The sequence below is a fragment of the Rhizobium sp. R86522 genome (assembly GCF_042466255.1).
Classification (GTDB): domain Bacteria; phylum Pseudomonadota; class Alphaproteobacteria; order Rhizobiales; family Rhizobiaceae; genus Allorhizobium.
In genome coordinates this window covers 339,267-365,357 of sequence record NZ_JAXHBX010000001.1, presented here as the reverse complement: position 1 = coordinate 365,357, position 26,091 = coordinate 339,267, and the positions used below count along the sequence as shown (strand labels likewise).

The following is a 26,091-nucleotide window of genomic DNA, read 5'->3' as shown; positions in this document are numbered from 1 at the left end:
ACTAGTCGTCGGCCCGCAGTCCGTGCGGAGCAGGGAGAAGACCGGATGACCAAGAAAACCATCGCCGACTGGCAGGCGCTTGCCGAGAAGGAATTGAAGCGTCCGGCGGACGCGCTCACCTGGCACACGCCCGAGGGTATCGATGTCAAGCCGCTCTACACGGCAGACGATATCGCCGGCATCGACCATCTCGACAGCCTGCCGGGTTTTGCCCCCTTCACCCGAGGACCGCGCGCCACCATGTATGCCGGACGGCCCTGGACGATCCGGCAATATGCCGGTTTCTCGACCGCTGAGGAAAGCAATGCCTTTTACCGCAAGGCACTTCTTGCCGGCCAGCAGGGCGTCTCCGTCGCCTTCGACCTCGCCACCCACCGCGGCTACGATTCCGATCATCCGCGCGTTGAGGGCGATGTCGGCAAGGCGGGTGTGGCGATCGACAGTGTCGAGGACATGAAGATCCTGTTCGATGGCATTCCGCTTGAAGCCATTTCCGTCTCAATGACGATGAACGGCGCCGTCATCCCGATCCTCGCCAATTTCATCGTCACCGGCGAAGAACAGGGTGTTACGCGCGACAAGCTGTCCGGGACCATCCAGAACGACATCCTCAAGGAGTTCATGGTCCGCAACACCTATATCTATCCGCCCGAACCCTCGATGCGGATCATCGCCGACATCATCGAATACACGGCGAAGGAGATGCCGAAGTTCAACTCGATCTCGATTTCCGGCTACCACATGCAGGAGGCGGGCGCGACGCTGGTGCAGGAGCTCGCCTTCACGCTGGCCGATGGTCGCGAATATGTCCGCGCCGCCATCGCCAAGGGCCTGAATGTCGATGAATTCGCTGGCCGCCTCTCTTTCTTCTTTGCCATCGGCATGAACTTCTTCATGGAGGCCGCGAAACTCCGCGCAGCCCGCCTGCTCTGGACCCGCATCATGCAGGAATTCGAGCCGAAGAAGGCGTCGTCCCTCATGTTGCGGACCCATTGCCAGACCTCGGGCGTGTCGCTGGCCGAGCAGGATCCCTATAACAACATCGTCCGCACCGCGTTTGAAGCGATGTCCGCCGTGCTTGGCGGCACCCAGTCGCTGCACACAAACTCCTTTGACGAGGCGATTGCGCTGCCGACGGAATTTTCCGCCCGCATCGCCCGCAATACCCAGCTGATCCTGCAGCACGAGACGGGCGTGACCAAGGTCGTCGATCCCCTCGCCGGCTCCTATTATGTCGAGAGCCTGACCAACGAGATGGCGGAAAAGGCCTGGGCGCTGATTGAGGAGATCGAGCGGCTGGGCGGCATGACCAAGGCCGTGGATGACGGACTGCCAAAGCGCCTAATCGAAGAGGCCGCGACCCGTCGCCAGGCTGCCGTGGACCGCGCAGAAGAGGTCATTGTCGGCGTCAACAAATACCGCCTCGAAAATGAGCAACCGATCGATATCCTGCAGATCGACAACACTGCCGTCCGCCTGTCGCAGATCAAGCGCATCGAGCAGACGCGTCGCCAGCGCGATCCGAAGCGCGTCAGCGAGACGCTCGCGAGGCTGACGGACGTCGCCAAGAGCGGGAACGGCAATATCCTCGAAGCCGCCGTCGACGCCGCCCGCGCCCGCGCCACGGTCGGCGAAATTTCGGATGCCATGCGCGCCGTTTTCGGCGATCACGTCGCCGTTCCCGAAGTCGTGCATGACATCTACGGCAAGGCCTATGAAGGCGATCCGGAAATGGAGACGCTGTCGAGCCGCCTCAAGGATTACGGCAAGGCCGCCTCCAAACCACGCATCCTGATCGCCAAGCTCGGCCAGGATGGCCATGACCGAGGAGCCAAGGTGATTGCATCCGCCTTTGGCGATATCGGCTTCGATGTCGTGGCAGGACCACTCTTCCAGACGCCGGACGAGGCAGCAGACTTGGCCGTCGCCAACAGGGTGCACGTGGTTGGACTGTCCTCGCTAGCCGCCGGCCACAAGACGCTCGCGCCGCAGCTGGTCGAAGCGCTGAAGGCCAAGGGGGCGAACGACGTGATCGTGGTCGTCGGCGGAGTCATTCCGCGCCAGGACTACGACTTCCTGCTGGAGCATGGTGTCTCCGCCGTCTTCGGTCCGGGCACGAATGTCATGGATGCCGCCCGCTCCGTGCTTGACCTGCTGGAGGGTCGCCTGCGAAACAGTTGAGACGCAGGCAGCGCTCGGGGAGGAGCATGGAAAGCTACGATTACATCATCATCGGGGCCGGTACTGCCGGCTGCCTGCTGGCCAACCGGCTCTCCGCCGATCCGTCCAGGCGCGTATTGTTGCTCGAAGCCGGCGGCAGCGACAACTATCACTGGATCCACATCCCGGTCGGCTATCTCTACTGCATCAACAACCCGCGCACCGACTGGTGCTTCAAGACGCAAGCCGAGCCAGGGCTGAACGGCCGCGCCATCGGCTATCCGCGCGGCAAGGTGCTCGGCGGCTGCTCCTCGATCAATGGCATGATCTATATGCGCGGCCAGGCCCGCGACTACGACCAGTGGCGCCAGATGGGCTGTGAAGGCTGGGGCTGGGATGACGTCCTGCCCCTGTTTAAAAGGACCGAGGACTTTCACAAGGGTGCCGACGACAAACATGGCGCCGGCGGCGAATGGCGCGTGGAGAAGGCCCGTCTCCGCTGGGACGTACTGGAGGCGTTTCGCGAGGCAGCCAAGCAGGCGGGCATTCCGGAAACCGACGATTTCAACCGTGGCGACAACGAAGGCTCCGGCTTCTTCGAGGTGAACCAGCGCTCCGGCATTCGCTGGAACACGGCAAAGGCTTTTCTGAAACCGATCCGGCACCGCAAGAACCTGACGATCCTCACCCGCGCTCATGTGAAGCGGCTGACGATCGAGGGCGACCGCGTGACCGGCGCCGAGGTGCATCACGACGGCGAGTTGAAGCGCTTTGCCGCCCGCCGCGAGGTGGTACTGTCCGCCGGCGCCATCGGCTCTCCGCAGATCCTGGAACTCTCCGGCATCGGCCGCGGTGAGGTCTTGCAGAATGCCGGGATCGAGACTGTTCGCGAGGTCCCGGCTGTCGGCGAAAATTTGCAAGACCATCTGCAGCTCCGCCTCGTCTTCAAGGTAACCGGCGTGCCGACCCTCAACGAACGTGCCTCAAGCCTCTACGGCAAGGCAATGATCGGCCTCGAATATGCGCTGCGGCGCTCTGGCCCGATGTCGATGGCCCCGAGCCAGCTCGGCATTTTCACCCGCTCCGGCCCGGACAAGGAGACGGCTGATCTCGAATACCATGTCCAGCCGGTGTCGCTCGACAAGTTCGGCGATCCCGTCCACCCCTTCCCGGCGATGACGGCGAGTGTCTGCAATCTCAGACCCGAAAGCCGCGGCTCGGTTCATATTGCTGGTCCCGACTTCGCCGCCCAGCCGCAGATCGCGCCGAACTATCTCTCGACGCCTGGTGACCGCGACGTCGCAGTCCGCTCGATCCGGCTCACCCGCCAGATCGCCGCTCAACCAGCCTTCGCCCGCTATCATCCCGAGGAGTACCGCCCAGGACCGGCGCTCGAAAGTGATGCAGATCTGGAAAAGGCTGCGGGCGATATCGGCACGACGATCTTCCACCCTGTAGGCACCTGCCGCATGGGTGCGGACCCTGACAGCGTGGTGGACCCGCGCCTGAGGCTACGCGCACTGAAGGGCCTGCGCATTGCCGATGCCTCGGTCATGCCGACGATCACCTCGGGCAATACCAGTTCTCCGACCCTAATGATCGCCGAAAAGGCAGCTGCGATGATCCTGGAGGATCACCGCTGACACCAGTCCATCAGCTGCGATCGTCCGCATTCGCCCCGAGCAGTTTCGGCAGGTCGCCGAAGCGGGCGACGAGGCCGAAGATGATGGCCGCGACCGCCACGAACAGGATCGTTACCGAAGCCATGACCGGCGTGTAGCCGTAGCGCAGCGCGTTGAAGATCTTGATCGGCAGCGTCTCAATCACGAAACCGACCGTCATATAGGCGACGATGTATTCGTTGAGCGAGAGGACGAAAGCGAAGGCATAGCCGGAGACGAGATAGGGCGCGATCAGCGGCAGCACGACGGTGCGGAAGATGGTCCGGTCGTCGGCGCCCATGGTGGCGGCAGCCTCGACCAGTGAGCGATCGATCGCCGAGAACCCGAGCGACAGCGTCACCAGGGGCAGCGTCACGAAGAAGATCGCGTGGCTGATGACGGCCGTCCAAGGCTGGCCGTAGAAGCCGGTCGCGGCCCAGAAGGTGAGAAGCCCCAGCGCCGTGATGACGGGCGGCAGCGTGAAGGGGGCAATGCCGAGCAGCTGAAAGACCTGCGCCCAAGGGGCGAGGCGCCGCCATAGGAACCAGGCGAGCGGCAGCGCGATGGCGACGGCGAGAGCAGCCGCGCAAAGCGCCAGGATGACCGAGGCGAAGAGGGCCGCACGCCAGCCGGGATCGGTAAAGATCGCGCCATACCACGAGAGCGAAAATCCCTGCGGCGGGAAGTTGAGGCTCTGCTTGGCATTCACCGAAACGCCAGCAACCACGACGATGGGGGCCGCCAGAAAGATGCCGATAAGCGTGAAATAGAGACGGGTCAGGACCGTGTTCATGCCGCCTCTCCCTTGCGACCGATCAGCAGCGTGAGCGCCACCATGCCCAGCGTGACGAGCACGAGGAACACCGCCATCGCCGCCGCAAACGGCATGTTGGACTGGTAGATCGCCTGATCGGTAATCAGCACCGACAGCGTCCAATGCGAAGGACGGCCGAGGATCTGCGGCAGGAGATAGGAGCCGAGCGCGAAGATGAAGACCATGATCAGCGTTGCAATCAGCGTGTTGCGCAATGCCGGCACGACCACCGTGAAGAAGGCGCGGAGCGGCGAGGCACCAAGCGTGCGCGCCGCTTCCGTCAGTGTGGGGTCCAGCCTGACGAGAGCGGGATAGAGCACGAGGACCGTATAGGGCAGCGCCTGATAGGTCATGCCCGTCAGCACCGCGCCGAAATTCGGCATCAATGCCACGGGGCTTTCCATCAAGCCGATCATCACAAGCAGATTGGTGATGCCGGCGGTGCGTGAGAACAGCGTCGACCAGGCAAAGCCGATGATGACTTCCGAGAGCGACAGGATGGAGAGGAGCGCCACGAGCCACAGCACCTGTGCTTTGCGCGACATGCGGGCGAGCAGATAGGTGAAGGGTAGCGCCAGCGTCACGCAGACGACGGCAACGGCAATCGCCAGCATCAGCGAGAAGCTCAGCACGCCCCCGAAGAAGAACGACAGAAAGCGGGCGTAGTTGTCGAAGACAAAATCGGGCGAATAGAAGCCGGTCGGATCCCGCTTGAAGAAGGATACGGCGATCATCGTCGCGAAGGGCACGACGAAGAACAGGATCAGCATGCCCGCGGGAAATGCCAGCGGCGCATAATCGAGCGCGGTTTTCGGGGGCTCGCGTCTCATGCTGAGAGCACCACGGCGGTTTCGGGATCGATGACGATGCCGACATCCTGACCGACGGTCACGACCGGCCGTTCGCGCGGGGTCGAGACGGCGACGACTTCGGTCCCTGCGACATCGAGGAAGGTCTCGATCGTACCCCCGAGATCGCGGATGAAGGTGACCTTGCCGGTGATGCGACCCTCGCCGGGGCCCGCGAGCTTCACGTCCTCGGGGCGAACCGAGAGGCTGGCCTGCCCATGCCCCGACGGTGCAGAAATTCCGGCGACGCTATGGCCGAGCACAAGCGCCGCCCCGCCCTGCGCGGTCAGCGGCAGGAGGTTGGTCGAACCGATGAAGTCGGCCACGAAGCGGTCGGCCGGCTTGCGATAGATCTCGATCGGGCTCGCCGCCTGACGGATCTTGCCGCCATTCATGACGACGACGGTATCCGCCATGGTCATCGCCTCGCGCTGGTCATGTGTGACCACAATGGTGGTGATGCCCAGCTGCTGCTGCAGCTTGCGCAGCTCCACCTGCATCGCTTCGCGCAGCTTGGCATCGAGCGCCGACAGCGGCTCGTCGAGCAAAAAGAGTTTCGGCGAGATGGCGAGCGCCCGGGCAATCGCCACGCGCTGCCGCTGGCCGCCGGAGAGTTTGTGCACCGGGCGGTCGGCATAACCGGTGAGGTGGATCATCGCGAGCAACTCGTCGACGCGCTTCACCTGCTCCTCACGACCGATGCCACGGATGCGCAAGGGATAGGCGATGTTCTGGCCCACAGTCAGATGCGGGAAAAGCGCCAGCGACTGAAAGACCATGCCGAGATCCCGCTTATGCGTCGGCACCTGGGTAATGTCTTGGCCATCGAGAACAATCGCACCATCGGTCGGGCTGTCGAGACCGGCGATCATCCGGAGCAGCGTGGTCTTGCCGCAGCCGGAGGGACCGAGCAGGCAAACGAAGGTGCCGTGCGGGACCGAGAGCTGGACCTGATCGACCGCCGTGAAGGGACCGAACTGCTTGGTGATGGAATTGAGGGCGAGGCCGGACATGGACTTCCAATCAGACGAATGTTGTTCAAAACGGTGCGAGACAGTCGACGCCCAGGGGCTCGAAGTCTCGGATATTGGCGGTTACGACTGTGAGGCCGTGGGTTTGCGCCGGTGCGGCGATGAGAATGTCGGCGAGTTCGATATTCAGCCCTCGCGCTAGCATTGCGCCTTCAAGCTTTCCAGCCACGAGCGCGACCTCGACATCAACAGGCAGAAACCGATCCTGGAAATCTGCCATCACGATTTCGATCCAATCGCGGAGACGCCGTGCTTTATCAAGGCTGCCACCCTTCACACGCTCAAGCTTCACGATACCCTTTTCGATCTCCTGAAGCGTGATCGTCGAGGCATACAAAGCGTTCTTTCGCTGTTGCGCCTGAAGCCAATCAATGAATTGCGGCGATGCCTTGCTGTTGGAAAGCAGCGACAACGCGTTGGTGTCGATGAGATACCCGGTCAAAGATCGACGTCTCGTCCACGGGAGGGATTGCGTTCAAAAACCATACCCGGCTCTGGAAAGGCCATCAGGTGCTCCAGGAAGTTGTGCTTTGGTTCCTGTTCAGCAGCACTCTCCACCGCCACCAGCGTCGCCACCGGCTTGCCGTCGCGCGTGATCGTCACGCTGCCGCCCTTGATCACCTCATCCACCAGTTCGGAAAGATCGGTATTCACATCGCGCACGCTGACCGTTGCCATGAGGTTGTCTCCGCTAAGATGCATACCGTATTCCTATCACGGGCGTGGAGATGCATCAAAATCCTAACGCAAACGCACCTCACCCTACTCTCTCCCCGCAGGCGGGGAGAGGGAAAGTTGGCGCTGAGCGAGCCGCCGTCTCCTTCTCCCCGCGTGCGGGGAGAAGGTGCCCGGCCCTTCGACAGGCTCAGGGCGCGTGAGGGGCAACCGCCCTGCAAAATCAACCGACGATCAGTTCTGTCCACTTCTGGTTCAGCCAGTCCGACTTGGTCTGGTAGAGGTCGTAGCGCGGCGTGATCGGCTCGATATCCGAGGAGACAGAGGCGAATTCGGCATCGGTCAGGTCGAGCAGTTCGCGCTTGACCGTCGGGGCCGTGCCGACCTTGCGCGACAGGGTCGCCTGGATGGACGGCTGGCACATGTAATCGATGAAGACATGTGCTTCCTCGGTCTTGGCAGAAGCGCGTGACAGAGCCCAGCAGCCTGAGTCCTGAATGCCGCCTTCCTTCGGGAAGGTCGAGCGGACCGGCTGGCCGTCGGCAGCGGCAAGGCCCGTGACATCGTGATAATACTGACCCATCGGGATTTCGCCCGACTTCAGCGACTGCTCGAACTGGGCTTCGTCACGGTACCAGAGGCGCACGTTCGGCTTCACTTCCGCAAGCTTCTCCAGCGCCTTCAGGATGCCTTCCTCGGTGTCGAGGGCATTGGTGCCGCCGAGATAGGTCTTGGCGGTCACTTCCAGCAGGAAGGAGTTGGAGACGAGCGCGAGCAGACCGAGCTTGTCGGCATTTGCCGGATCCCACAGCGCTTCCCAGGAGGTCGGAGCGTCCTTATAGACATCGGTGTTGGTGACGAGCGTGATGTACCAGGCGACAGCGCCGACGCCGGCCACGCGTCCATCCGGATACTTGTTGACGAAGCGGTCGATCAGGCCCGAGGCATTGCTGATCTTCGCCATGTCGATCGGCGCCCAGAGCTCGGTCGCCTGGCCCTTGAGCATGGCAACCTGCGACATCATCGAAAGATCGGCCGGTGCCTGGCCGGCCTTGGCGGCCTGTTCCAGCTGCACGAGCCAGGCTTCACCCGTCGGCTCCGCGATGGATTCGACGGCGATACCGGTTGCCTTGGTGAATTCCGGGAAGATGTTCTTGTCGAACGAATCCTTGAAGTAGCCGCCATAGACGCCGATCTTGATCGACTTGTCCTGGGCGCGCAGGATCGACGGCATGGCGAGAGCGCCGGCAACGGCGGCCGAGCCGGCGAGCACGCCGCGGCGGCTGACGGAAGTGGAGAGAATGTCTTTCATGGTCCTGTTCCCTTGTTGTGGTTGAGGCGTGTTCGCCCGTACGTCTGCATCGGTTGCCGGACGGCAGGAGCCGTCCGGGATATCAACCCTCAGCGCCCCTTGATGGCCGGACTGTAGACCATCAGACTGAGGATTTCGAAGAGGATTTGTGCGCCGACATGCGCGGTATTGTGGTTTGCGTCATATTGCGGCGCGACTTCCACCACATCGCCGCCAACAAGGTTCACACCCTTGAAGCCGCGGATCAGCTCCAGCGCTTCGCGCGATGTCAGGCCGCCCACTTCCGGCGTACCGGTGCCGGGTGCCACGCTCGGATCGAGACTGTCGATATCGAAAGAGAGGTAGGTCGGCCCATCACCGATCACGGCCTTGGCCTTTTCGATGATCGCCGCGATGCCGAGACCGTTGATTTCCTCGGCGTGAATGACGGTCATGCCGGATTCGTAGGAGAACTCCCAGAGATATTCGGCAGGTCCGCGGATACCGATCTGGATCGTCCGGACAGGATCGAGCACACCATCAAGCACCGCGTTGCGGAACGGGCCACCATGGTGGAACTTCGTCTGGTCGAACGCACCGCCGGTATCGCAATGGGCGTCGATATGGATCATGCCGACGGGACCGTGCTTCTTGGCAATCGCCTTCATGATTGGATGGGTAATCGAATGGTCACCGCCGACGGAAAGCGGCAGCACGCCTTGGCTGACCAGCTTGGTATGATAGGCCTCGATATCGTCATGGCTCATCTCCAGGCGATAGCGGCTGGAAAACGGCACGTCACCGATATCGGCGACCTTGAGATCGAAGACCGGGGCGCATTCGAGAACATGGTTGTAGGGGCCTATACGGTCGATCGCCCGCAGAGCTCTGGGCCCGAAGCGCGATCCCGGACGGTTGGTGACGCCAAGATCCATGGGCACGCCGACAATCGCGACGTCGAGATCGCTGACATCCAGGTTGCGCTGGTCAACCTGGCGATAGGGCGCGGACACGAAGGTCGGTACGCCGGCATAAGGGGCAGCGCGCGTACCGTTCGAGAAGATCTTCTCGCCTACCTTGGCAAACTTCGGATCGAAGATCTCGCCGGCTTTGTCGTTTCCGTATTTCTCGCGCAGCGCCGCAAGGCGCTTTTCATCGAAAGTCATCTGGCGTTCCCTGTTAGTGAACGATGAGCAGTTCATCGTCCATTTTTGCGGCACGATCTCGGCATGCCTTTATTGTGAGCATTAGCCCGCAACAGACTTGGAAAATCAATTCACGATGTTATAGCAATCGATGTGAGAAAAATTCACGGATGCTGAACCCGTCATGGCAAGCCGCCTGCCCCCGCTCAACCCCCTTCGCGCCTTCGAGGCCGCCGCTCGCCGCGGCTCGATCTCGGCTGCCGCGCGGGAATTGAGCGTGACGCATGGCGCGATATCGCATCAGATCCGCAGCCTGGAAGAAACGCTCAAGACGGCGCTTTTCGAGCGCGGCGGCAAGCGGCTGAAACTGACGCCGCAAGGCGCTCTGCTGCTACCGGCCGTCACCCAGGCCTTCGACGGCATCGCAGCAGCGACCGCCCTGATGAACCGCCCCTCGACCAGCGGCAGTCTGCGCATCTCCTGCGTGCCAGCGCTACTCTCGCTTTGGCTCGTGCCGCGCCTCGGCTCCTTCGTCGATCGCTATCCCGAGATCAGCCTTACGTTGACCTCCAGCAATGATTCCAGCCTGATCTATTCCCCCGACATCGACATCGCGATCCTTTATGGTGCAGGCGGCTGGAAGGATTGCTGGACAAGGCTCTGGAGCACCTTCGAGCTCTTCCCCGTCGTCAGCCCGACGCTGCTCAATACAAGGCCGCTGCGCTCGACCCGCGATCTGCGCGACCATGTGCTTCTGCATGGTGACGACGGCCGCGAATGGCGAAGCTGGCTTGCCGCCGCCGACCAACTCGATATGCCAAGGGCTCGGGAACACTTCATGGGTGATGCACGACTCTCGACCGAGGCTGCCCGTTTCGGCCAAGGCGTGGCGCTCGGCGACAGCATCACGGCGTCCAGCCTGATTGCCGCCGGCGAACTCGTCATCCCCTTCGATCTGGCAGTGCCCGCACCTGACGCCTTCTATGTCGCCGCTCGCAATGATGTTCGCGCGGCCCCCATCGCCAAGGTCTTCATCGACTGGATCTTCGACATGATCGAGACCGAGCGCGCCGCCCAGCCGCGCCCGGCAAGCCGCCCTTCGGGACGAGGCCTGCCCTCGACCCGCAAACGCAACACCAACACCGCTGCCTTGCTCTCGGAAGAGAGCTGATAACACCGAGGACAGAGACATGCCCGCCGCCCCCTTCAATCCGCTCGTTGCTGATCTCTCGGCCCCGCCCGTTCCCTCGGTCTTTGCCTGGGCGCGCGCCTATGACGGCGCGAGCGGCCCGATGATCGACTTGAGCCAGGCCGTGCCCGGCTATCCGCCGCATCCCGATCTCTTCGCCTGGCTGGCCGAGGCCGCTTCCGCCCGGGCAAACGCCGGTTACGGTCCGATCGAAGGCGAAGCGCCGCTGCGCGAGGCCTATGCGGCAGAGGTTGCTGCCGTCTATGGCGCGCCTGTTACCGCCGCCAACATCCACATCACTGCCGGCTGCAACCAGGCCTTCATGGCAACAGTCTCAGCGATTGCGGGAAGCGGCGATGCGGTGGCGCTGACGGACCCCTTCTATTTCAACCAGGAAACCACGCTGGCGATGATGGGCATTCGCCGCGAACTGATCCCGCTTGATCCGGCAACCGGCTTCGTGCCCACCATCGAAGGCATCGAAGCGGTCCTGGCGAAGGGCGTCAAAGTCGTGGCACTCGTGTCACCGAACAACCCGACGGGCGCCATCTATCCGCCAGCTCTTTTGCATCAGGCCTTCGAGGCCTGCCGCAAGGCCGGCGCCTTCCTAATCCTCGACGAGACCTATCGCGACTTTCTCCCCGGCGAAGGCCGCCCGCATGATCTACTCTCGGTCGAAGGCTGGGAAGAGAACCTCATTCTCCTTTACTCCTTCTCCAAATCCTTCTGCATCCCAGGCCATCGGCTTGGCGCGATCACCGCCGGCGCGCGTGCCGTCTCGGAAATCGCCAAGGTGATGGACAACCTGCAGATCTGCGCCCCACGCGCACCCCAGGCGGCCGTCGCCAAGGCGATCCCGGCGCTGAAGGCCTGGCGCGAGGAAAACCGCATCGAGATCTTGCACCGCGCCGAAACGCTGAAGGGCGTCATGGCCAAGCTTCCCGACTGGAAGATGGACTCGCTCGGCGCCTATTTCGCCTTCATCCGCCATCCCTTTGCAGGCCAGGACTCCGCTCATGTCGCGGAAATTCTGGCAAAGAAGGCCGGCGTGCTCTGCATTCCCGGCGCCTATTTCGGCGACGATTGCCAGGACTACCTGCGCTTCGCCTTCGCAAATGCCGACAGCGCAACGATCGAAGGTCTGGTCTCCCGTCTTTCGACCTTCAAGCTGGACTGATCACGGATGAAGAAGAGCGTGGCGATCATCGGCGGTGGCCCGGCGGGCCTGATGGCGGCGGAACATCTCGCCGGCAAGGGCCATCTCGTAACCGTCTACGACGCGATGCCGACGGTCGGCCGCAAGTTTCTGCTCGCCGGAAAGTCGGGCCTCAACATCACCCATGCCGAGGACTATGCGCGCTTCGTCACCCGCTATGGTGCGGCGAATGACCGGCTACGCTCTGTGCTCGACCTGATGACGCCGGAAGCCATCCGGGTCTGGGCAGACGATCTCGGCACGGAAACCTTCGTCGGCTCTTCCGGCCGCGTCTTCCCGAAAGTGATGAAGGCCTCGCCCCTGTTGCGCGCCTGGCTGAAGCGACTGGAAGCGACGGGCGTGACCATCCTCACCCGTCACCGCTGGACGGGTTTCGACGGAGATGCCCTGCTTTTCGAAACACCAGAGGGTCAGAAGCACGTGATCGCCGACGCCACACTTCTTGCGCTCGGTGGTGCGAGCTGGCCTAAGCTCGGTTCGGATGCGGCCTGGGTACCAATGCTGGAAGCAGAAGGTGTCGATATCACACAGCTCCGCCCGGCCAATTGCGGTTTTGATTGCGACTTCTCGGAAAGCTTCAACACGCGCTTCTCTGGCCAACCGGTAAAATCGGTGAAGGCCACCTCGGCAGCCGGCACCACCCAGGGTGAATTCGTCATCAGCAAGGGCGGCATCGAAGGCAGCCTGATCTATGCCCATGCGGCAGCGCTGAGGGACGCGCTCGACCGGGATGGCCATGGCGAGCTTATCCTCGATCTCACGCCGGGGCGCACGACCGAGAAGCTAGCAGCGGACTTCGCGCGTCAGGACCGCAAGGCAAGTTTCTCGACCCGCCTGAAGAAGGCCGCCAATCTCGACGGCGTGAAGATCGCGCTGATCAGAGAGGTCACCCCTGAGGCCAACCGGCTCGACCTCACCGAGCTGGCAAAATGCATCAAGGCCCTGCCGCTCGCCGTCAAGCGCCCGCGTCCGATTGCAGAGGCAATCTCGACGTCAGGCGGCGTTTCATTGAACGCAATCGACGCGCACTTCATGCTGACATCACGCCCCGGCACTTTCGTTGCCGGCGAAATGCTCGACTGGGAGGCGCCGACGGGCGGCTATCTGCTGACCGCCTGTTTCGCTACAGGGATTGCTGCGGCAGATGGCATCAACCGCTGGCTGGAGACACCAAACGACTGACCCTTAGCGGCTCGCCGTCTTGTGCGAGGAGCCCGGCTTGCGGAACTCGACAGTGGTCTTGGCAACCGGGATGCCGAACTTGGTGACGAGCGCCGTATTGAGCACCGTCCCGTCCTCACGCAGCACCATCTTGTCCCAGAAACGCACCTTGTTGCCCTGTGTTTCCGGGCTCAAATAGACGAGATAGTTGAACCGAGCGACTGCCCCGTTGAGCGTCACTTTGGTCTCGCCGATCACGTCCTCGCGGGTGCCGCTATAGGTGTTGGGGCTGGTCTTGGTGAAGCGCCAGGTCTTGCGGTCCTTGGTGCCGTCGTCGAAGACGAAGTCTTCGCGCAACGTCAGCGTCTTGCCGTCCCAGTTTCCGGTCAGATCAACCGTGAAGGTGCGTTTCACGCCGTTAATGGCGCTGAACGAGCCGACCGCTTCCGTGCGACCGACGAAGTAGTCCTCGAACGTGAACTTGTCCGCCGCCTGACCAGCGGTGGGCAGCAGGCTCATGGCGAGCCCGACAAGGGCGAAAGTGAGCTTCGGCATGATTGGCGTCTCCATCATTGGCGTTGTGCAAACCACTACGCACCGGATGGACGGCCGGATTTTGCCCGGCACGGCAAACATATTCGTGAAGGCAGCCCAGGCACCGCCTCAAACGAATTCAGCCGTTATCGCGCTGATAGATCCAGTCGTGGTCAGGATGATTCTGGAAACGCCATTTGCGCAAGGGGCCGGCCATGACGTTGAGATAATACATCTCGTAGCCATGCGGCACGCCGCAGGGGTGATGGCCCCTAGGCACCAGCACCACATCACCATCAGACACCGCCATGGTTTCGTCCAGCGAGCCGTCCTCTGTGAAGACACGCTGGAAACCGAAGCCCTGAGCCGGGTTGAGGCGGTGGTAATAGGTCTCCTCGAGATAGGTCATCTCCGGGAAATTGTCCTCGTCATGCCGGTGCGGCGGATAGGACGACCAGTTGCCGGACGGCGTGAAGACTTCGGTCACCAGCAAGCTGTCGGCCACATCGCGATCTTCCATGGCGATCGGGTAGATATGTCGCGTGTTGGCGCCCTTGCCGCGATCGACCAGCGAAATGCCCTCAGGCCCGATCTGCTGTGCGTCGCGGCCGGGCATGGCAGGTGCCGTGCAGATGGCGAGCATGCAGTCAGTGGTGGCCTTGGCCGACCAATCGCTGCCGGCAGGCACGTAGACACAATGCGGCGGGGTCTTCTCGAACACCGACATGCGCTGGCCGAGTTCACCGAACTCCTTGCCTCCACCAGAGATCTCAGCCTTGCCTTCGACGAGCACGAGAATGACCTCCGTCTCACCCGTCTGCTCGGCAGCGCTTTCGCCCGCCTTCAGATGGTAGAGCCCGAAGCCGACATAGCCCCAACCGGCACTGGTGGGGGTAATGTCATGCACTTTGCCGGATGTGCCCGAAGGCTTGCGCAACAGATCGGCCATTCCTCGTCTCCTGATTTTGGCGCTCAGTCGGCGTCAGCCTGTTCGGCTTCGGCTGCAATCCTGGCACGCTCGGCCTCTGCCTTGGCTTCGGCCTTTTTCATCGTGTGATCATACATGAACAGCAGTTCGTAACCGGCATAAAGCCCGGCCACGATAAAGACCATCGCCCAGCCGGTCGCACCGTTCGAATACTCCACCCCGGACCAGGCCAGCGGCAGCACGACGCAGAGGATGCGGCGATAAAGCGGCTTGAAGAAGGGATGAGTCGGATCGAGGATCTGGAACTTCAAGGCTTTGCTCCCGGCAGTCTTGTGAGTGGGTCGCATGCAATAGAGCCCAAATCCGTCTGCTGTCAAAACAAGGGGCGAAGATTAAACCCCCGCCCCGTGTTCAATTCAGATCAGGCCGGCATCCTTGGCGAAGCCCTTGAGCGATTTCAGGCCGAGGCTCTGATACTCGAAGGGATTGCGCACATCCGGATCCTGCTCGGCCTCGATGACGATCCAGCCTTCATAACCATGCTCGGCGGCGATCTTCAGAACCGGGGTAAAATTCACGCCGCCCTCGGTGTCGCCAGGCACGGTGAACACGCCGCGACGCACGCCTTCGAGGAAGGAGAGTTTTTCGTTACGCACCTGGTCGGCGATGACGGGACGAACATTCTTCGCGTGGATATGGCCGACGCGATGCATGTATTTTTTCGCAACCGCTTCCGGATTGCCGCCGCCGAAAGTGCAATGGCCGGTGTCGAGCAGCAGCTTGGCGTGCGGACCCGTGTGTTCCATGAGCTTGTCGATCTCGGCCTCGGTTTCGACGACCGTGCCCATGTGGTGATGGTAGACCAGCGAGATGCCTTGGGCTGCCGAGAACTCGGCCAGCGCCTCGACGCCGGCACCGAACTTTGCCCATTCGGCATCGGACAGAACCGGACGGTCGGCAAGTGCCGTATCATCGGCGCCGTGAATGGCGTTCGAGGTTTCGCAGACGATGATGACCTTGCAGCCCATGGCCTTGAGCACATCGAGGAAAGGCTGCATGGCGGCCTTTTCTTCCTCGATCGTGTTGGTGAGCAGGTTCAGCGAATGCCAGCCGGAGACGAATTTCAGGCCGCGCGGCTCAAGCACCGACTTGAGACCCGCTGGATCGGTCGGCAGTTTGTGGCCCTTTTCGATGCCGTCGAAACCGATCTTGGCGGTTTCGTCCAGGCACTGTTCGAGGCTGATATGGGCGCCGAGGCGACGGTCGTCATCGTTCGACCAGGCGATCGGGTTGGTTCCGAAAAGGATCATGATCAGGTTCTTTCCTTCAGAGCCGCTGCATAGGCTGCGCGGGCTTGATTGACTTCGGCGCGGGCCGAGACTTCCGGCACCGCGACATCCCACCAGTAGCCGCCGGCACCGGTGGTTGGGTAAGGATCGGTATCGATGACGATAACAGTGGTCTCGGTCGCCGCGCGGGCGGCGTCGAGAGCTGTTTCCAGCTCTGCAATCGACGACACCTTGTGCGCCCGCGCCCCCATCGATGCCGCATGAGCGGCAAAATCGATGGCGATGGGGCTGACATTCGAATGGGCATAGAGGTTGTTGAACTGCGCGCCCCCGGTGCCCATCTGCAGCCGGTTGATGCAGCCGTAGCCCCTGTTATCGGTGATCACGAGTGTGATCTTGACGCCCATGCCAACAGCCGTCGCGAGCTCAGAATTCATCATCATGTAGGAGCCATCGCCGACCATGACGATGACGTCGCGATCGGGCTCGGCCATCTTGATGCCGAGACCGCCGGCGATCTCGTAGCCCATGCACGAGAAGCCGTATTCCATGTGATAGGAAAGCGGCAGCTTCGCCTTCCACAGCTGATGCAGTTCCCCCGGCATGGTGCCGGCGGCGCACATGACGACGGTATTGTCGCGCGAGGCGCGCTGCACCGCGCCGATCACCTGCATGTCGGTCGGCAGCGAATTGCTGTCCTTGGGCGCAGCCGTCACGGCATCCGCCTTGGCGAACCAGGAGGCCTTGAGACCGGCATCGGGTGCGGCATACGTGTGATCGCCGAGCGCCGCCGAGAGCTTTTCGAGGCCGATCTTGGCATCCGCCACCAGCGGGATCGCGTCATGCTTGGCGCTGTCGTAAGCCTGCACGTTCAGCGCCAGGATCTTGCGATCAGGGTTCTTGAACAGCGCCCAGGAGCCGGTGGTGAAATCCTGGAAACGCGTGCCGACGCCGATGACGAGATCGGCTGTTTCCGAGACGACATTGGCGCTTTCGGCACCGGTCACGCCGACAGGGCCGAAGTTCAGACCATGATCCCAAGCCAGTGCCGACTTGCCGGCCTGCGTCTCGACGACGGGGATCTGGTGTTTTTCGACAAAGGCCTTCAGCGTGTCGGTCGCGCCCGAAAAATGCACGCCGCCACCGGCGACGATGACAGGGTTCTTCGCAGCCTTCAGCGCCGCAACCGCTGCTTCGAATTCCACGACATCCGGCTCCGGACGACGGAAGCGCCAGGTCTTGCTTGCAAAGAAGCTCTCGGGATAGTCATAGGCCTCGGCCTGCACATCCTGGCAGAAGGCAAGCGTGACAGGGCCGCAATCGGCGGGATCGGTCAGCGTGCGCATGGCGCGCGGCAATGCTGTCAGCAGCTGCTCCGGGCGCATGATGCGGTCGAAGTAGCGCGAAACAGGGCGGAAGCAGTCATTCGCCGACATCGTGCCGTCGCCGAAATCCTCGATCTGCTGCAACACCGGATCCGGGCCGCGATTGGCAAAGACATCGCCGGGGACGAAGAGCACCGGCAGGCGGTTGACATGCGCGAGTGCCGCAGCCGTCACCATGTTGAGCGCGCCGGGGCCGATGGAGGAGGTCACCGCCATGGCGCGACGGCGACCGAGCTGCTTGGCATAGGCGATTGCCGCATGCGCCATCGACTGCTCGTTCTGGCCGCGATAGGTCGGCAGTTCCTCGCGGATGCCATAGAGCGCTTCGCCGAGACCGGCGACATTACCGTGACCGAAGATCGCCCACATGCCGGCGATATAGGGAACGCCATCCTCGTTCATCTGGTTGGCGAGGTAACGCACCATCGCCTGGGCGGCGGTCAGCCGGATCGTCTTCATGCTTTTCCTCCCTTGGCGGAAACCGCCTTTTGGCGCGCCGCATCCCAGATCGCGCAGAGGCTCTGGTAACGCGCGGCCATATCCTCAACGGCCTGGCCATCTGTGATGCTGCCGGCGAGCCACTTGCGCGCGGCATCACCGAAGATCGTGCGACCGACGGCGAAACCCTTCACCAGATCGAAGCCAGCGGCAAGCTGGAAGCTCTCCTCAAGCTCCGCCTGCGGCGCATCGAGACCGAGCACGACGATGCCCCGCGTGTTCGGGTCGTTGCGTTCGATGGCGTTGCATGCATTGGCCCAGGACGCCGTGGTCTTCATCGGCTCAAGCTTCCACCAGTCGGGATAGACGCCGATTTCGTAGAAGCGCTCGATGATCTTGGCCACCGTCTCGTCGTCGCAGGCGCTGACCTTGGAGGGGATAACCTCCAGCAGGAATTCCAGGCGATTGCGGCGCGCCGAATGGAAGAGCCGCTGCACCGTTTTTTCCTGCTCGGCCTTCATCTCTGCAGTATCATCAGGGTGATAGAAGCAGAGCACCTTGACCACATGTTCGAGCGGCCATTCGACGAGACCGCCGAAATCCGGGCCGATTTCCGGCTCCAGCGTCAGTGGACGCGAGCCCGGCCATTCGACGGGACGACCGATCCAGAGACCCGTGCCAGCCGCGCGATAGAGCGCCTCGCGACCGAGACGACTGTCGCAGAGCAGGCCGTAACCGGCATTGCCGCCGGAGACCTTGAGTGCTGCATCGAGGCATAGGTTCTTGAAGGCACCGATCTTCTCGTCGGCAACGCCTGTTTCCCTGGCCATGGCTTCGAGCTGCATGCGATGATCGAAGGCAAAGACCCGCATGGTCGACCAGTCATTCTTGCGGTTGGTCGACCAGTGCACCTGCTCCAGGGCTTCGTCCTTGCGCAGCGCCTTGTTCTGGATTCCAGTGCGGAAGAAATACTGCAGCTCATCCCAGCTCGGATAGGCCGGCGTGCAGCCGTGGCGGGAGACGGCAAAGGCGCCGCAGGCATTGGCGAATTTCAGGCTGGTCGGCCAGTCCTGGCCGGTGAGCCAGCCCTTGAGCAGTCCCGACATGAAGCCGTCGCCGGCGCCCAGCACATTGAAAACCTCGATCGGAAAACCCTGGCCGGTCTGGCCGGCATCGAGGCTATCAGGGATCGCACCGTCAAAGACCACGGCGCCCATCGGGCCACGTTTGCACACCAGCGTCGCGGACGAGACCTTGCGAACCGCCTTCAGTGCCTCGATCGTATCGGTCGAGCCGCCCGCGATATGAAATTCCTCTTCGGTGCCAACGATCAGGTTGAAGAGATGCAGCGTCGACTGCAGCTTCGCGGTGACCTGAGCGGACTCGACAAAGCGGCTTTCGCCATCGCCATGGCCGGCAAGACCCCAGAGGTTCGGGCGGTAGTCGATGTCAAGCGCCGTCAGACCGCCCTTTTCGCGGGCGATCTTCAGCGCCTTGAGCACGGCAGCTTCCGTGCGCGGATGCGACAGATGCGTGCCGGTCGCACAGACGCAGCGCGCCTCGGCGATGAAATCCGGATCGATATCCTCTTCCGACAGCGCCATGTCGGCACAGTTCTCACGGTAGAAGATCAGCGGGAACTGGTGTTCGTCGCGAATACCGAGCAAGACAAGCGCGGTCAGCCGCTCCTTGTCCGTCTTGACGCCCCGGACATCGACGCCCTCGCGCACCAGTTGTTCGCAGATGAAGCGGCCCATATGCTCGTCGCCGACGCGCGTGATAAGCGCCGACTTCAAGCCGAGCCGCGCGGTGCCGGCCGCGATATTGGTCGGCGAGCCACCGATATATTTGTTGAAGGAGGCCATGTCCTCCAGCCGACCGCCAACCTGGGCCCCATAAAGGTCCACGGACGAGCGACCGATCGTGATCAGATCGAGCGAAGCCAAGCGATGTCCTCCCTGTGATGCGGGATCTAGCGCCCCGCCTCGAAACCATTCCACGATTTGGAACGGCCATGTCTAAAAATGGACTATAAATTCTATTTTTCAGAATTTCAATACGCACGTTCAGGCTTCCTGTCGCGCAGTCCCGACGGCGACGGAAAGCGTGATCGCCAGACAGAGCGTGGCCGACAGCGACCGGAACGCACCAAAGTCGACTTCCGAAACGGAGAGCAGAGTAGCCCCCATGCGGCGCAGTGGACTGACCACCGTATCGGTGACCGCAATGACCGGAACGCCGCGCGCGCGCACCTGCTCGACCAGCTCAAGCGTTTCGGCGGAATAGGGAGAAAAGGTGACGGCGAGCAGCGCATCACCCGCCTGGATCGCATGGTGGTTGTCGAGCCGACCGACCACACTGTGCAGCATCGCCGGTACACCCATCTTCTCGAAGGCATAGGCCATGTAACTTGCCACCGGAAAGGAGCGGCGCAGACCGATGATGTGGATCATGCGCGCTTCGGAAAGCTGCCTGACCGCCACCTCCATTGCCTGCGGATCAACGGTTTTGACGAGATTTTCGAGAGAAAGCCGCCCAGCCTCGACAAATTCGGCGAGAAGGGCGGAGGGCGATCCCTCGGCCTTTTCCCTTAAGTGCTGCAGGCGCGTCGAATAATCCGGCCAGCCGCCGACGAAGCTTTCGCGAAACAGCTTCTGCATCTCTGAAAAGCCTGTGAAGCCCATGATCTGGCAGAAGCGCATGAAGGCCGAAGGCTGCACGCCCGCCCCTTCCGCCATCTCGGCGACGGTAGAGACCGCAATGCGATCCTTGTTGGCGGCGACATAGTCGGCGCATTGCTTGAGCCGCTTGGGCAGGCTGCCGGAAACTTCCAGCAGCCGATCTTCAAAGTCCTTGATCGTCTGCGGTCCGCCGATTTCGTTCATTCGTTTTCCTACCCTTACCCCGTGACACTGTCCCGCTTGACAGAAACCGTATCAAGATCTAGCAAAATAGAACATATATTCCAAAACATGGCCTTGGCCAGCGTGAAATGGAACATCAATCAGGCGCCTCCGTCAGGAGCACCCAAAAGCACATCACAATCGCCGCCCTTTGACGAGGGACCAAGGCGCATAGGGAGGAAACGAACATGGTCACGAGACTGGCACTTCTGGGCGCCGGCCGCATCGGCAAGGTGCATGCCAAGGCAATCGCCGAAGACAAGCGCGCGAAACTGGTCGCCGTTGCCGACGCCTTCGCGGACGCCGCAAACGCCATCGCGGCCCAGACCGGCTGCGCGGTAAAGACGATCGAGGAGATCGAGGCCGACAAGGACATCGACGCCGTCATCATCTGCACGCCGACCAACACCCATGCCGACCTGATCGAGCGTTTCGCCAAGGCCGGCAAGGCGATCTTCTGCGAAAAGCCAATCGATCTGGATGTCGCACGCGCCAAGGCCTGCCTTGAGACCGTCCGCGCCGTCGGCGGCAAGGTCATGCTCGGCTTCAACCGCCGCTTCGACCCACATTTCCAGGCCGTCCGCAAGGAGATCGACAAGGGCTCGATCGGCAAGGTCGAGATGGTCACCATCACCAGCCGCGACCCGGGCGCACCGCCTGCCGAATACATCAAGGTCTCCGGCGGCATCTTCCGCGACATGACCATCCATGACTTCGACATGGCCCGCTTCCTGCTCGGCGAAGAGATCGAAACGGTCCAGGCCTCGGCCTCGGTTCTGGTCGATCCTGTCATCGGCGAACTCGGCGACTATGACAGCGCCTCACTGATCCTGACGACGAAGAGCGGCCGCCAGGCGATCATCTCCAACTCGCGCCGCGCGTCCTACGGCTACGACCAGCGCATCGAAGTGCACGGCTCGCTCGGCTCGGTTTCGGCTGAAAACCAGCGCCCGGTCTCGATCGAAGTCGCCAACAAGGACGGTTATACCCGCCCGCCGCTGCACGACTTCTTCATGTCCCGCTACACGGCGGCCTATGCAGCCGAAATCTCCGCCTTCATAGACGCACTCGACAACGGCACGCCGATGGCGCCCTCGGCCGAAGACGGCCTGATCGCTCTGGCGCTGGCCGACGCTGCCGTCAAGTCCGCCAAGGACAAGTCGGCGGTTACCGTTACCTACTGACAATCAAGAGCTCCCGCGGGACCGAAAGGTCGCGCAGAATGGAAACGCCGCCCGAACCTCCTCGGGCGGCGTTTTCCGTTTCGACATGGATTCAGCAAAACCGGCTCAGACCGCCAGCTCGCGCCGCTCGATCTCGGTCAACATCGCCAGATCGAGGATCTTCTGCAGGTTTGCGGCATGCCGGAAGCTCGGCTCCTGCCCATAACCTGAGCGGATCGCCGTGATGAACTTCTGATAGTTCGTCTCGACCGGATCGACCTCGATCTCCCGCCAGACGGCCTTTTCGACATCCCCCTGCAGGCAGGCCCTCAGACTCGACCCGTCGAGGCGGTGGATGACCTCCAACGCGCCCTTGTCGCCATGGACACGAAGGCGCAACTCGTTGAGATGACCTGTCGCCCAGCGACTGGCGTGAACCACGCCCATCGCGCCGTTGGTAAACTCGGCGGTCATGGTGAAGCTGTCATTGGCGTCGAGATCGTATTCGCCGATCCTGTTGCCGGGCGCCTTCTCGAAGGTCTTCAGACGCGCGAAGACATGATCGATATCGGTCGCCGCACCATAGCCGGCAAAGTCCAGGATATGGATGCCGACATCGCCGAGCACGCCGTTCGAACCGTGCTTGGTGGAAAGCCGCCATAGCCACTGGCTCTCTGTCGACCAGTCGCCCCAGGCCTTGGAGACGAGCCAGCTCTGCAGATAGGAGGCCTCGATATGGCGGACCTTGCCGATCTCGCCACCGATGACCATCTGCCGGGCCTTCTGCACCTGGGCGACATTCCGGTAGGTGAGGTTGACCATGTTGACGAGGCCGGACATTTCCGCAGCCGTCGCCATCTCGTCGGCCTTGGCATAGTTTTCCGCCAGGGGCTTTTCGCACATGACATGTTTGCCGGCAGCGAGAAGCTTCAACGTCGTCGGGTAATGGACCTTGTCCGGCGTGACATTCGTGACGGCATCGAACTCACCCCAGGCAATCGCCTCGTCGAGCGAGGTGAAGGTATTAGGAATATTATGCCGGGCGGCAAAGGCGCGCACCGTCGCCATGTCGAGATCAACAGCCGCGACAAGCTGCACATCGGTGATGATCGAGAAGTTCATGGCATGGGTATTGGCCATGCCACCCGTGCCAAGGATCAGCAGGCGTATGGGAGCAGTGCTCATTTGTAGCCTTCCTCACCAGCCTGATGCAGGCGCGGGCCACGTTCCGTAATCGGCTCGAGTGCCTGCTCGACCGGAACATTCGGAGCATCATGCACGGCCACATAGCGCGGCATCGGATTATACGCCCACTTCACCCCGTTGCGAAGGACCTGCTGGACGGTCGCGTCGTGATAGGTTGGATAGGTTTCGTGACCGGGGCGGAAGTAGAAGATGTTGCCCGCACCGCGGCGCCAGGTGAGGCCCGAGCGGAAAATCTCGCCGCCGGCGAACCAGGAGATGAAGACCGTTTCCAGCGGCTCCGGCACCGAGAAGAACTCGCCATACATCTCTTCGTTTTCAAGCACGAAGTTTTCCGGGATGCCGGCTGCGATCGGATGGCCGGGATTGACGGTCCAGATCCGCTCGCGCTCGCCCGCCTCACGCCATTTGAGCGCGCAGGGCGTGCCCATCAGCCGCTTGAAGGGCTTGGCGAAATGACCGGAATGCAGGACGAGAAGGCCCATGCCTTCCCAGACACGGCTTGCGACCCGCTCGACGATCTCGTCGGAGACATCGCCATGCGCCTTGTGGCCCCACCAGACGAGCACATCGGTCTCGGCCAGCCGCTCGACGGAAAGCCCGTGCTCAGGCTCCTGCAGCGTCGCCGTCGTCGCCTCGATATCCGGATCCGTATTCAGCGCGGCGGCAATCGTCGCATGCATGCCATCGGGATAGATCTCCCGGACGATGGCGTTTTCCCGCTCATGAATGTTTTCGCCCCAGACAACCGTTCTGATCGTCATCTGCATTCTCCTTGGTTAGAGCCAGCCAACCGGCCTTCAGAAAAGCCTCAACGAGGCCCATCGTTCCGTCAGACGTAAGAAGGAATCGGAACAAAACTAGGGCAGCATCAGGAATATTTGAAAGCGGTTTGGTCGACGATTTTTGCAGGCACTTGGCCCGGTGTCAAAAGAGATTTATGAGTATCTTCGAGCAATTTGTGCCAGAACGCGTGGGGGAAGCTCAGCACTCCGATTGCTGAATTTTGGAAGCGCTTTTACATTGCCTTGCAAGAATTGTCAGTATGCAGGATCGCATGACATAAGCGTACAAACGGCGATCTTGCCGTAACGGTGTGAACGACACGGATGAAGCTCAAGGAATTTGCCAAAGAGATCGGCCTGTCACCGACGACCGTGAGTCGCGCCTTGAGCGGTTATCCGGAAGTCAACGAGGCGACACGCGCACGGGTGATGGAAGAGGCAGCCCGCCTCGGCTATCGACCGAACATCAATGCCGTGCGCCTTGCGACCGGCCGCGCCGGTGCCATAGGCGTGGTGATGACCAAGGCTGGTGACTATCAATTCTCCGAATTCCTCAGCGGCATGGCTGATCGCCTGAGTGGCGAGGACATCGACATCCTCATTACGCCCATGGCGGAGCATGCGCCCGGCGACGAGCTGCAGCTTTACCGGCGACTTGCCGAAAGCCGTCGGGTCGATGCCGTCGTGATCCACTCGCCACGCCCCAAGGATCCCCGCATCGCGCTTCTGCACCAGTTGAAGCTCCCCTTTATCGTGCATGGCCGCTCCGCCACCGAGGTCCCGCATGCCTGGCTCGACATCGACAACGAAGGCGCAGTCAGGCGGAGCACGGAACACCTGCTTGACCTCGGCCACAGGCGCATCGCGCTCCTGAATGGTCGAGAGGGCCTGACGTTCACGCTGGATAGACTGGCTGGCTACAAAGCCGCCCTCGCCGAACGCGGCATCGATTATGATCCGCAGCTCGTCACCCATGGCAGCTTCACGGACGAGATCGGTTTTCGCTTCGCCCGCTCCGCGCTCGAACAGCGACCGCGCCCTACAGCCTTCGTCGCCGGTTCGATGATGACGGCGCTCGGCGTTTATCGCGCGGCCCGGTCGAGAAACCTTGTCATTGGACAGGACATTTCTGTCATCGCCCATGACGACGTCTTTCCGTATCTGACCGCCGAGAACATGGCCCCTTCTCTCTCGACAACCCGCTCATCGATCCGCGCCGCCGGAAGTCGAATTACGGACCTCCTCCTGCAAATGCTTTCGGGATGCCAGGCAACGGATGTGAAGGAGCTCTGGCCGGTGGAACTGATCCTGCGCGAAACCAGCCGGCCCGTTCCGAAGGATGCAGCCGAATGACCGGTCCTCACCGCAAACGGATCGTCGTCATCGGCCACATCAACCATGACCGCATCTGGCGACTGACTGAGCCACTGCGTGCCGGTGGACGGATTGCCTGGTCATCGCGGGAGACACGCCTCGGTGGCGGTGGATATTTCACCGCTCGCAGGCTGCTCGATCTCGGACACGACGTGGCGCTGCTGTCGAACCTGATGGACGATGCGCATGGGGAGGAAGCGCTTGCCGAATTGAAGGAAGCCGGCTTCGACACGACGCTGATCGCGCGGCGTGACGGCCAAACCGATTTCGCAGATATCATGCTCGACCCCACAGGCGAGCGGACCATCCTTTCCAGCGAGCGACGCCTCTCCCGCACCTTTGTGCTCGATCGCGCAATTAAGGCCGATGCCTTCTACGTCAACGCGCCGAAACTGCCAGACGCCCTCCTCACCTCCCTGAACCGCGCGCCCCTCGTCATCTCGCAGTTTCCGCTCCGCGAGGGCGAGGTCCGTCCCGCCGATATCATGGTCGGTTCGAAAGCAGACCTGCCCGGCACCCCAATTGCTGAAGTCTGGGTCATGGCACGCAGGCTCGCGACAGAGCGGCTCACCCATCTCGTGATGACGGACGGCCCGGCCGCAATCTCGGTCTTTGACGGAAATATTGAGACCCAGGTTTCCCTGAGCCGCCGGGTCACCGTTCGCGACACCATCGGTGCCGGCGACACCTTCAGCGGCAGTCTTATGCACGCCCTGCTGGGCGGGAAAAACGCCGTTGAGGCGAGCCAGCTTGCCGGCGACGAGACAACCGCATGGCTTGAGAAGCGTGAAGCCCAGACGCGATCTGCAACAGAAAAATCAATATCATAACATCTTTATTTGACCGTCCTGCGGGAACTTCCTGACCATCCTCCGAGTTGCTGGGGCGCCAAACGGAG

General features: G+C 62.0%; 24 protein-coding genes. 8 read left to right on the top strand and 16 right to left on the bottom strand.

The features are described from left to right. The first annotated feature begins 45 nt into the window (after nucleotides 1-45). On the top strand, nucleotides 46-2,181 hold the full coding sequence (scpA, locus tag SJY08_RS01690) for a methylmalonyl-CoA mutase (RefSeq protein WP_377274441.1): 2,136 nt from the start codon (nucleotides 46-48) through the stop codon (nucleotides 2,179-2,181). Nucleotides 2,182-2,207: 26 nt separating this feature from the next. After that, nucleotides 2,208-3,803, top strand: a complete 1,596-nt coding sequence (locus SJY08_RS01685) for a GMC family oxidoreductase (RefSeq protein WP_377274439.1) — start codon at nucleotides 2,208-2,210, stop codon at nucleotides 3,801-3,803. Between the two features lie 10 nt (nucleotides 3,804-3,813). Here SJY08_RS01685 and SJY08_RS01680 read toward each other — a convergent pair whose 3' ends face one another. The 7 genes from SJY08_RS01680 to speB all read right to left on the bottom strand — a co-directional run bounded on the left by SJY08_RS01680 (nucleotide 3,814) and on the right by speB (nucleotide 9,646). After that, nucleotides 3,814-4,614 carry an ABC transporter permease gene (locus SJY08_RS01680; RefSeq protein ID WP_377274437.1) on the bottom strand — a complete coding sequence of 267 codons (801 nt, stop codon included), beginning with the start codon at nucleotides 4,612-4,614 and terminating at the stop codon, nucleotides 3,814-3,816. Continuing rightward, nucleotides 4,611-5,465 (bottom strand): ABC transporter permease, encoded by an 855-nt coding sequence (locus SJY08_RS01675; protein ID WP_377274435.1) that lies wholly within the window; start codon nucleotides 5,463-5,465, stop codon nucleotides 4,611-4,613. The genes SJY08_RS01680 and SJY08_RS01675 overlap by 4 nt, the downstream gene beginning before the upstream one ends. Continuing rightward, on the bottom strand, nucleotides 5,462-6,496 hold the full coding sequence (locus SJY08_RS01670; RefSeq protein ID WP_377274433.1) for an ABC transporter ATP-binding protein: 1,035 nt from the start codon (nucleotides 6,494-6,496) through the stop codon (nucleotides 5,462-5,464). The genes SJY08_RS01675 and SJY08_RS01670 overlap by 4 nt, the downstream gene beginning before the upstream one ends. 25 nt (nucleotides 6,497-6,521) lie before the next feature. Further along, entirely contained in the window at nucleotides 6,522-6,956 is a 435-nt protein-coding gene (locus tag SJY08_RS01665; RefSeq protein ID WP_377274431.1) for a type II toxin-antitoxin system VapC family toxin, read from the bottom strand. Next, nucleotides 6,953-7,192, bottom strand: coding sequence for a type II toxin-antitoxin system Phd/YefM family antitoxin (locus tag SJY08_RS01660; RefSeq protein ID WP_054147918.1), 240 nt, complete (start codon nucleotides 7,190-7,192; stop codon nucleotides 6,953-6,955). Before SJY08_RS01660 ends, SJY08_RS01665 begins: the two co-directional genes overlap by 4 nt. A 220-nt stretch (nucleotides 7,193-7,412) precedes the next feature. Beyond that, nucleotides 7,413-8,423 (bottom strand): PotD/PotF family extracellular solute-binding protein, encoded by a 1,011-nt coding sequence (locus SJY08_RS01655; protein ID WP_245280791.1) that lies wholly within the window; start codon nucleotides 8,421-8,423, stop codon nucleotides 7,413-7,415. 167 nt (nucleotides 8,424-8,590) lie between these two features. Then, nucleotides 8,591-9,646 carry an agmatinase gene (gene speB, locus SJY08_RS01650; protein ID WP_377274428.1) on the bottom strand — a complete coding sequence of 352 codons (1,056 nt, stop codon included), beginning with the start codon at nucleotides 9,644-9,646 and terminating at the stop codon, nucleotides 8,591-8,593. Between the two features lie 163 nt (nucleotides 9,647-9,809). Here speB and SJY08_RS01645 point away from each other — a divergent pair, with 163 nt between their 5' ends. Genes SJY08_RS01645 through SJY08_RS01635 form a run of 3 tightly spaced genes read left to right on the top strand, consistent with a single transcriptional unit; the run spans nucleotide 9,810 to nucleotide 13,212 of the window. Beyond that, nucleotides 9,810-10,796, top strand: coding sequence for a LysR substrate-binding domain-containing protein (locus SJY08_RS01645; protein WP_377274426.1), 987 nt, complete (start codon nucleotides 9,810-9,812; stop codon nucleotides 10,794-10,796). 19 nt (nucleotides 10,797-10,815) lie between these two features. Then, nucleotides 10,816-11,991: an aminotransferase gene (locus SJY08_RS01640; protein WP_377274424.1), complete on the top strand. Its 1,176-nt coding sequence runs from the start codon at nucleotides 10,816-10,818 to the stop codon at nucleotides 11,989-11,991. Between the two features lie 6 nt (nucleotides 11,992-11,997). Next, the gene (locus SJY08_RS01635) at nucleotides 11,998-13,212 is read left to right on the top strand and encodes a TIGR03862 family flavoprotein (RefSeq protein ID WP_377274422.1); all 1,215 of its coding nucleotides are present in this window, start codon (nucleotides 11,998-12,000) and stop codon (nucleotides 13,210-13,212) included. Between the two features lie 3 nt (nucleotides 13,213-13,215). On the opposite strand, the gene SJY08_RS01630 is transcribed toward SJY08_RS01635, so the two are convergent. The 7 genes from SJY08_RS01630 to SJY08_RS01600 form a co-directional block, all read right to left on the bottom strand. Beyond that, nucleotides 13,216-13,746 carry a DUF3833 family protein gene (locus SJY08_RS01630; protein WP_377274420.1) on the bottom strand — a complete coding sequence of 177 codons (531 nt, stop codon included), beginning with the start codon at nucleotides 13,744-13,746 and terminating at the stop codon, nucleotides 13,216-13,218. A gap of 118 nt (nucleotides 13,747-13,864) precedes the next feature. After that, on the bottom strand, nucleotides 13,865-14,674 hold the full coding sequence (gene iolB / locus SJY08_RS01625) for a 5-deoxy-glucuronate isomerase (RefSeq protein WP_377274418.1): 810 nt from the start codon (nucleotides 14,672-14,674) through the stop codon (nucleotides 13,865-13,867). 23 nt (nucleotides 14,675-14,697) lie between these two features. Then, complete coding sequence (locus SJY08_RS01620; RefSeq protein WP_083229676.1) at nucleotides 14,698-14,964, bottom strand: hypothetical protein; 267 nt, start codon at nucleotides 14,962-14,964, stop codon at nucleotides 14,698-14,700. A gap of 105 nt (nucleotides 14,965-15,069) precedes the next feature. Then, nucleotides 15,070-15,963: a myo-inosose-2 dehydratase gene (gene iolE / locus SJY08_RS01615; RefSeq protein ID WP_377274415.1), complete on the bottom strand. Its 894-nt coding sequence runs from the start codon at nucleotides 15,961-15,963 to the stop codon at nucleotides 15,070-15,072. 2 nt (nucleotides 15,964-15,965) lie between these two features. Next, nucleotides 15,966-17,786, bottom strand: a complete 1,821-nt coding sequence (iolD, locus tag SJY08_RS01610; RefSeq protein ID WP_377274413.1) for a 3D-(3,5/4)-trihydroxycyclohexane-1,2-dione acylhydrolase (decyclizing) — start codon at nucleotides 17,784-17,786, stop codon at nucleotides 15,966-15,968. Then, entirely contained in the window at nucleotides 17,783-19,711 is a 1,929-nt protein-coding gene (gene iolC / locus SJY08_RS01605) for a 5-dehydro-2-deoxygluconokinase (protein ID WP_377274411.1), read from the bottom strand. Before iolC ends, iolD begins: the two co-directional genes overlap by 4 nt. A gap of 120 nt (nucleotides 19,712-19,831) precedes the next feature. Continuing rightward, the gene (locus tag SJY08_RS01600) at nucleotides 19,832-20,650 is read right to left on the bottom strand and encodes a MurR/RpiR family transcriptional regulator (protein WP_054147906.1); all 819 of its coding nucleotides are present in this window, start codon (nucleotides 20,648-20,650) and stop codon (nucleotides 19,832-19,834) included. A gap of 206 nt (nucleotides 20,651-20,856) precedes the next feature. Between SJY08_RS01600 and iolG the strand changes: the two genes are divergently transcribed. Continuing rightward, nucleotides 20,857-21,852, top strand: coding sequence for an inositol 2-dehydrogenase (iolG, locus tag SJY08_RS01595; protein ID WP_377274409.1), 996 nt, complete (start codon nucleotides 20,857-20,859; stop codon nucleotides 21,850-21,852). Between the two features lie 105 nt (nucleotides 21,853-21,957). Here the strand turns inward: iolG and SJY08_RS01590 are convergent, their stop codons facing one another. Then, nucleotides 21,958-23,016 carry a Gfo/Idh/MocA family protein gene (locus tag SJY08_RS01590; protein ID WP_377274407.1) on the bottom strand — a complete coding sequence of 353 codons (1,059 nt, stop codon included), beginning with the start codon at nucleotides 23,014-23,016 and terminating at the stop codon, nucleotides 21,958-21,960. Continuing rightward, nucleotides 23,013-23,798, bottom strand: a complete 786-nt coding sequence (locus SJY08_RS01585) for a ThuA domain-containing protein (protein WP_300887822.1) — start codon at nucleotides 23,796-23,798, stop codon at nucleotides 23,013-23,015. The genes SJY08_RS01590 and SJY08_RS01585 overlap by 4 nt, the downstream gene beginning before the upstream one ends. A 345-nt stretch (nucleotides 23,799-24,143) precedes the next feature. On the opposite strand from SJY08_RS01585, the gene SJY08_RS01580 reads away from it, so the two are divergent. Together SJY08_RS01580 and SJY08_RS01575 are read left to right on the top strand one after the other, a co-directional pair. Next, nucleotides 24,144-25,172 (top strand): substrate-binding domain-containing protein, encoded by a 1,029-nt coding sequence (locus tag SJY08_RS01580; RefSeq protein ID WP_069043298.1) that lies wholly within the window; start codon nucleotides 24,144-24,146, stop codon nucleotides 25,170-25,172. Then, nucleotides 25,169-26,023, top strand: coding sequence for a PfkB family carbohydrate kinase (locus SJY08_RS01575; protein WP_377274404.1), 855 nt, complete (start codon nucleotides 25,169-25,171; stop codon nucleotides 26,021-26,023). The genes SJY08_RS01580 and SJY08_RS01575 overlap by 4 nt, the downstream gene beginning before the upstream one ends. Nucleotides 26,024-26,091 lie beyond the last annotated feature (68 nt).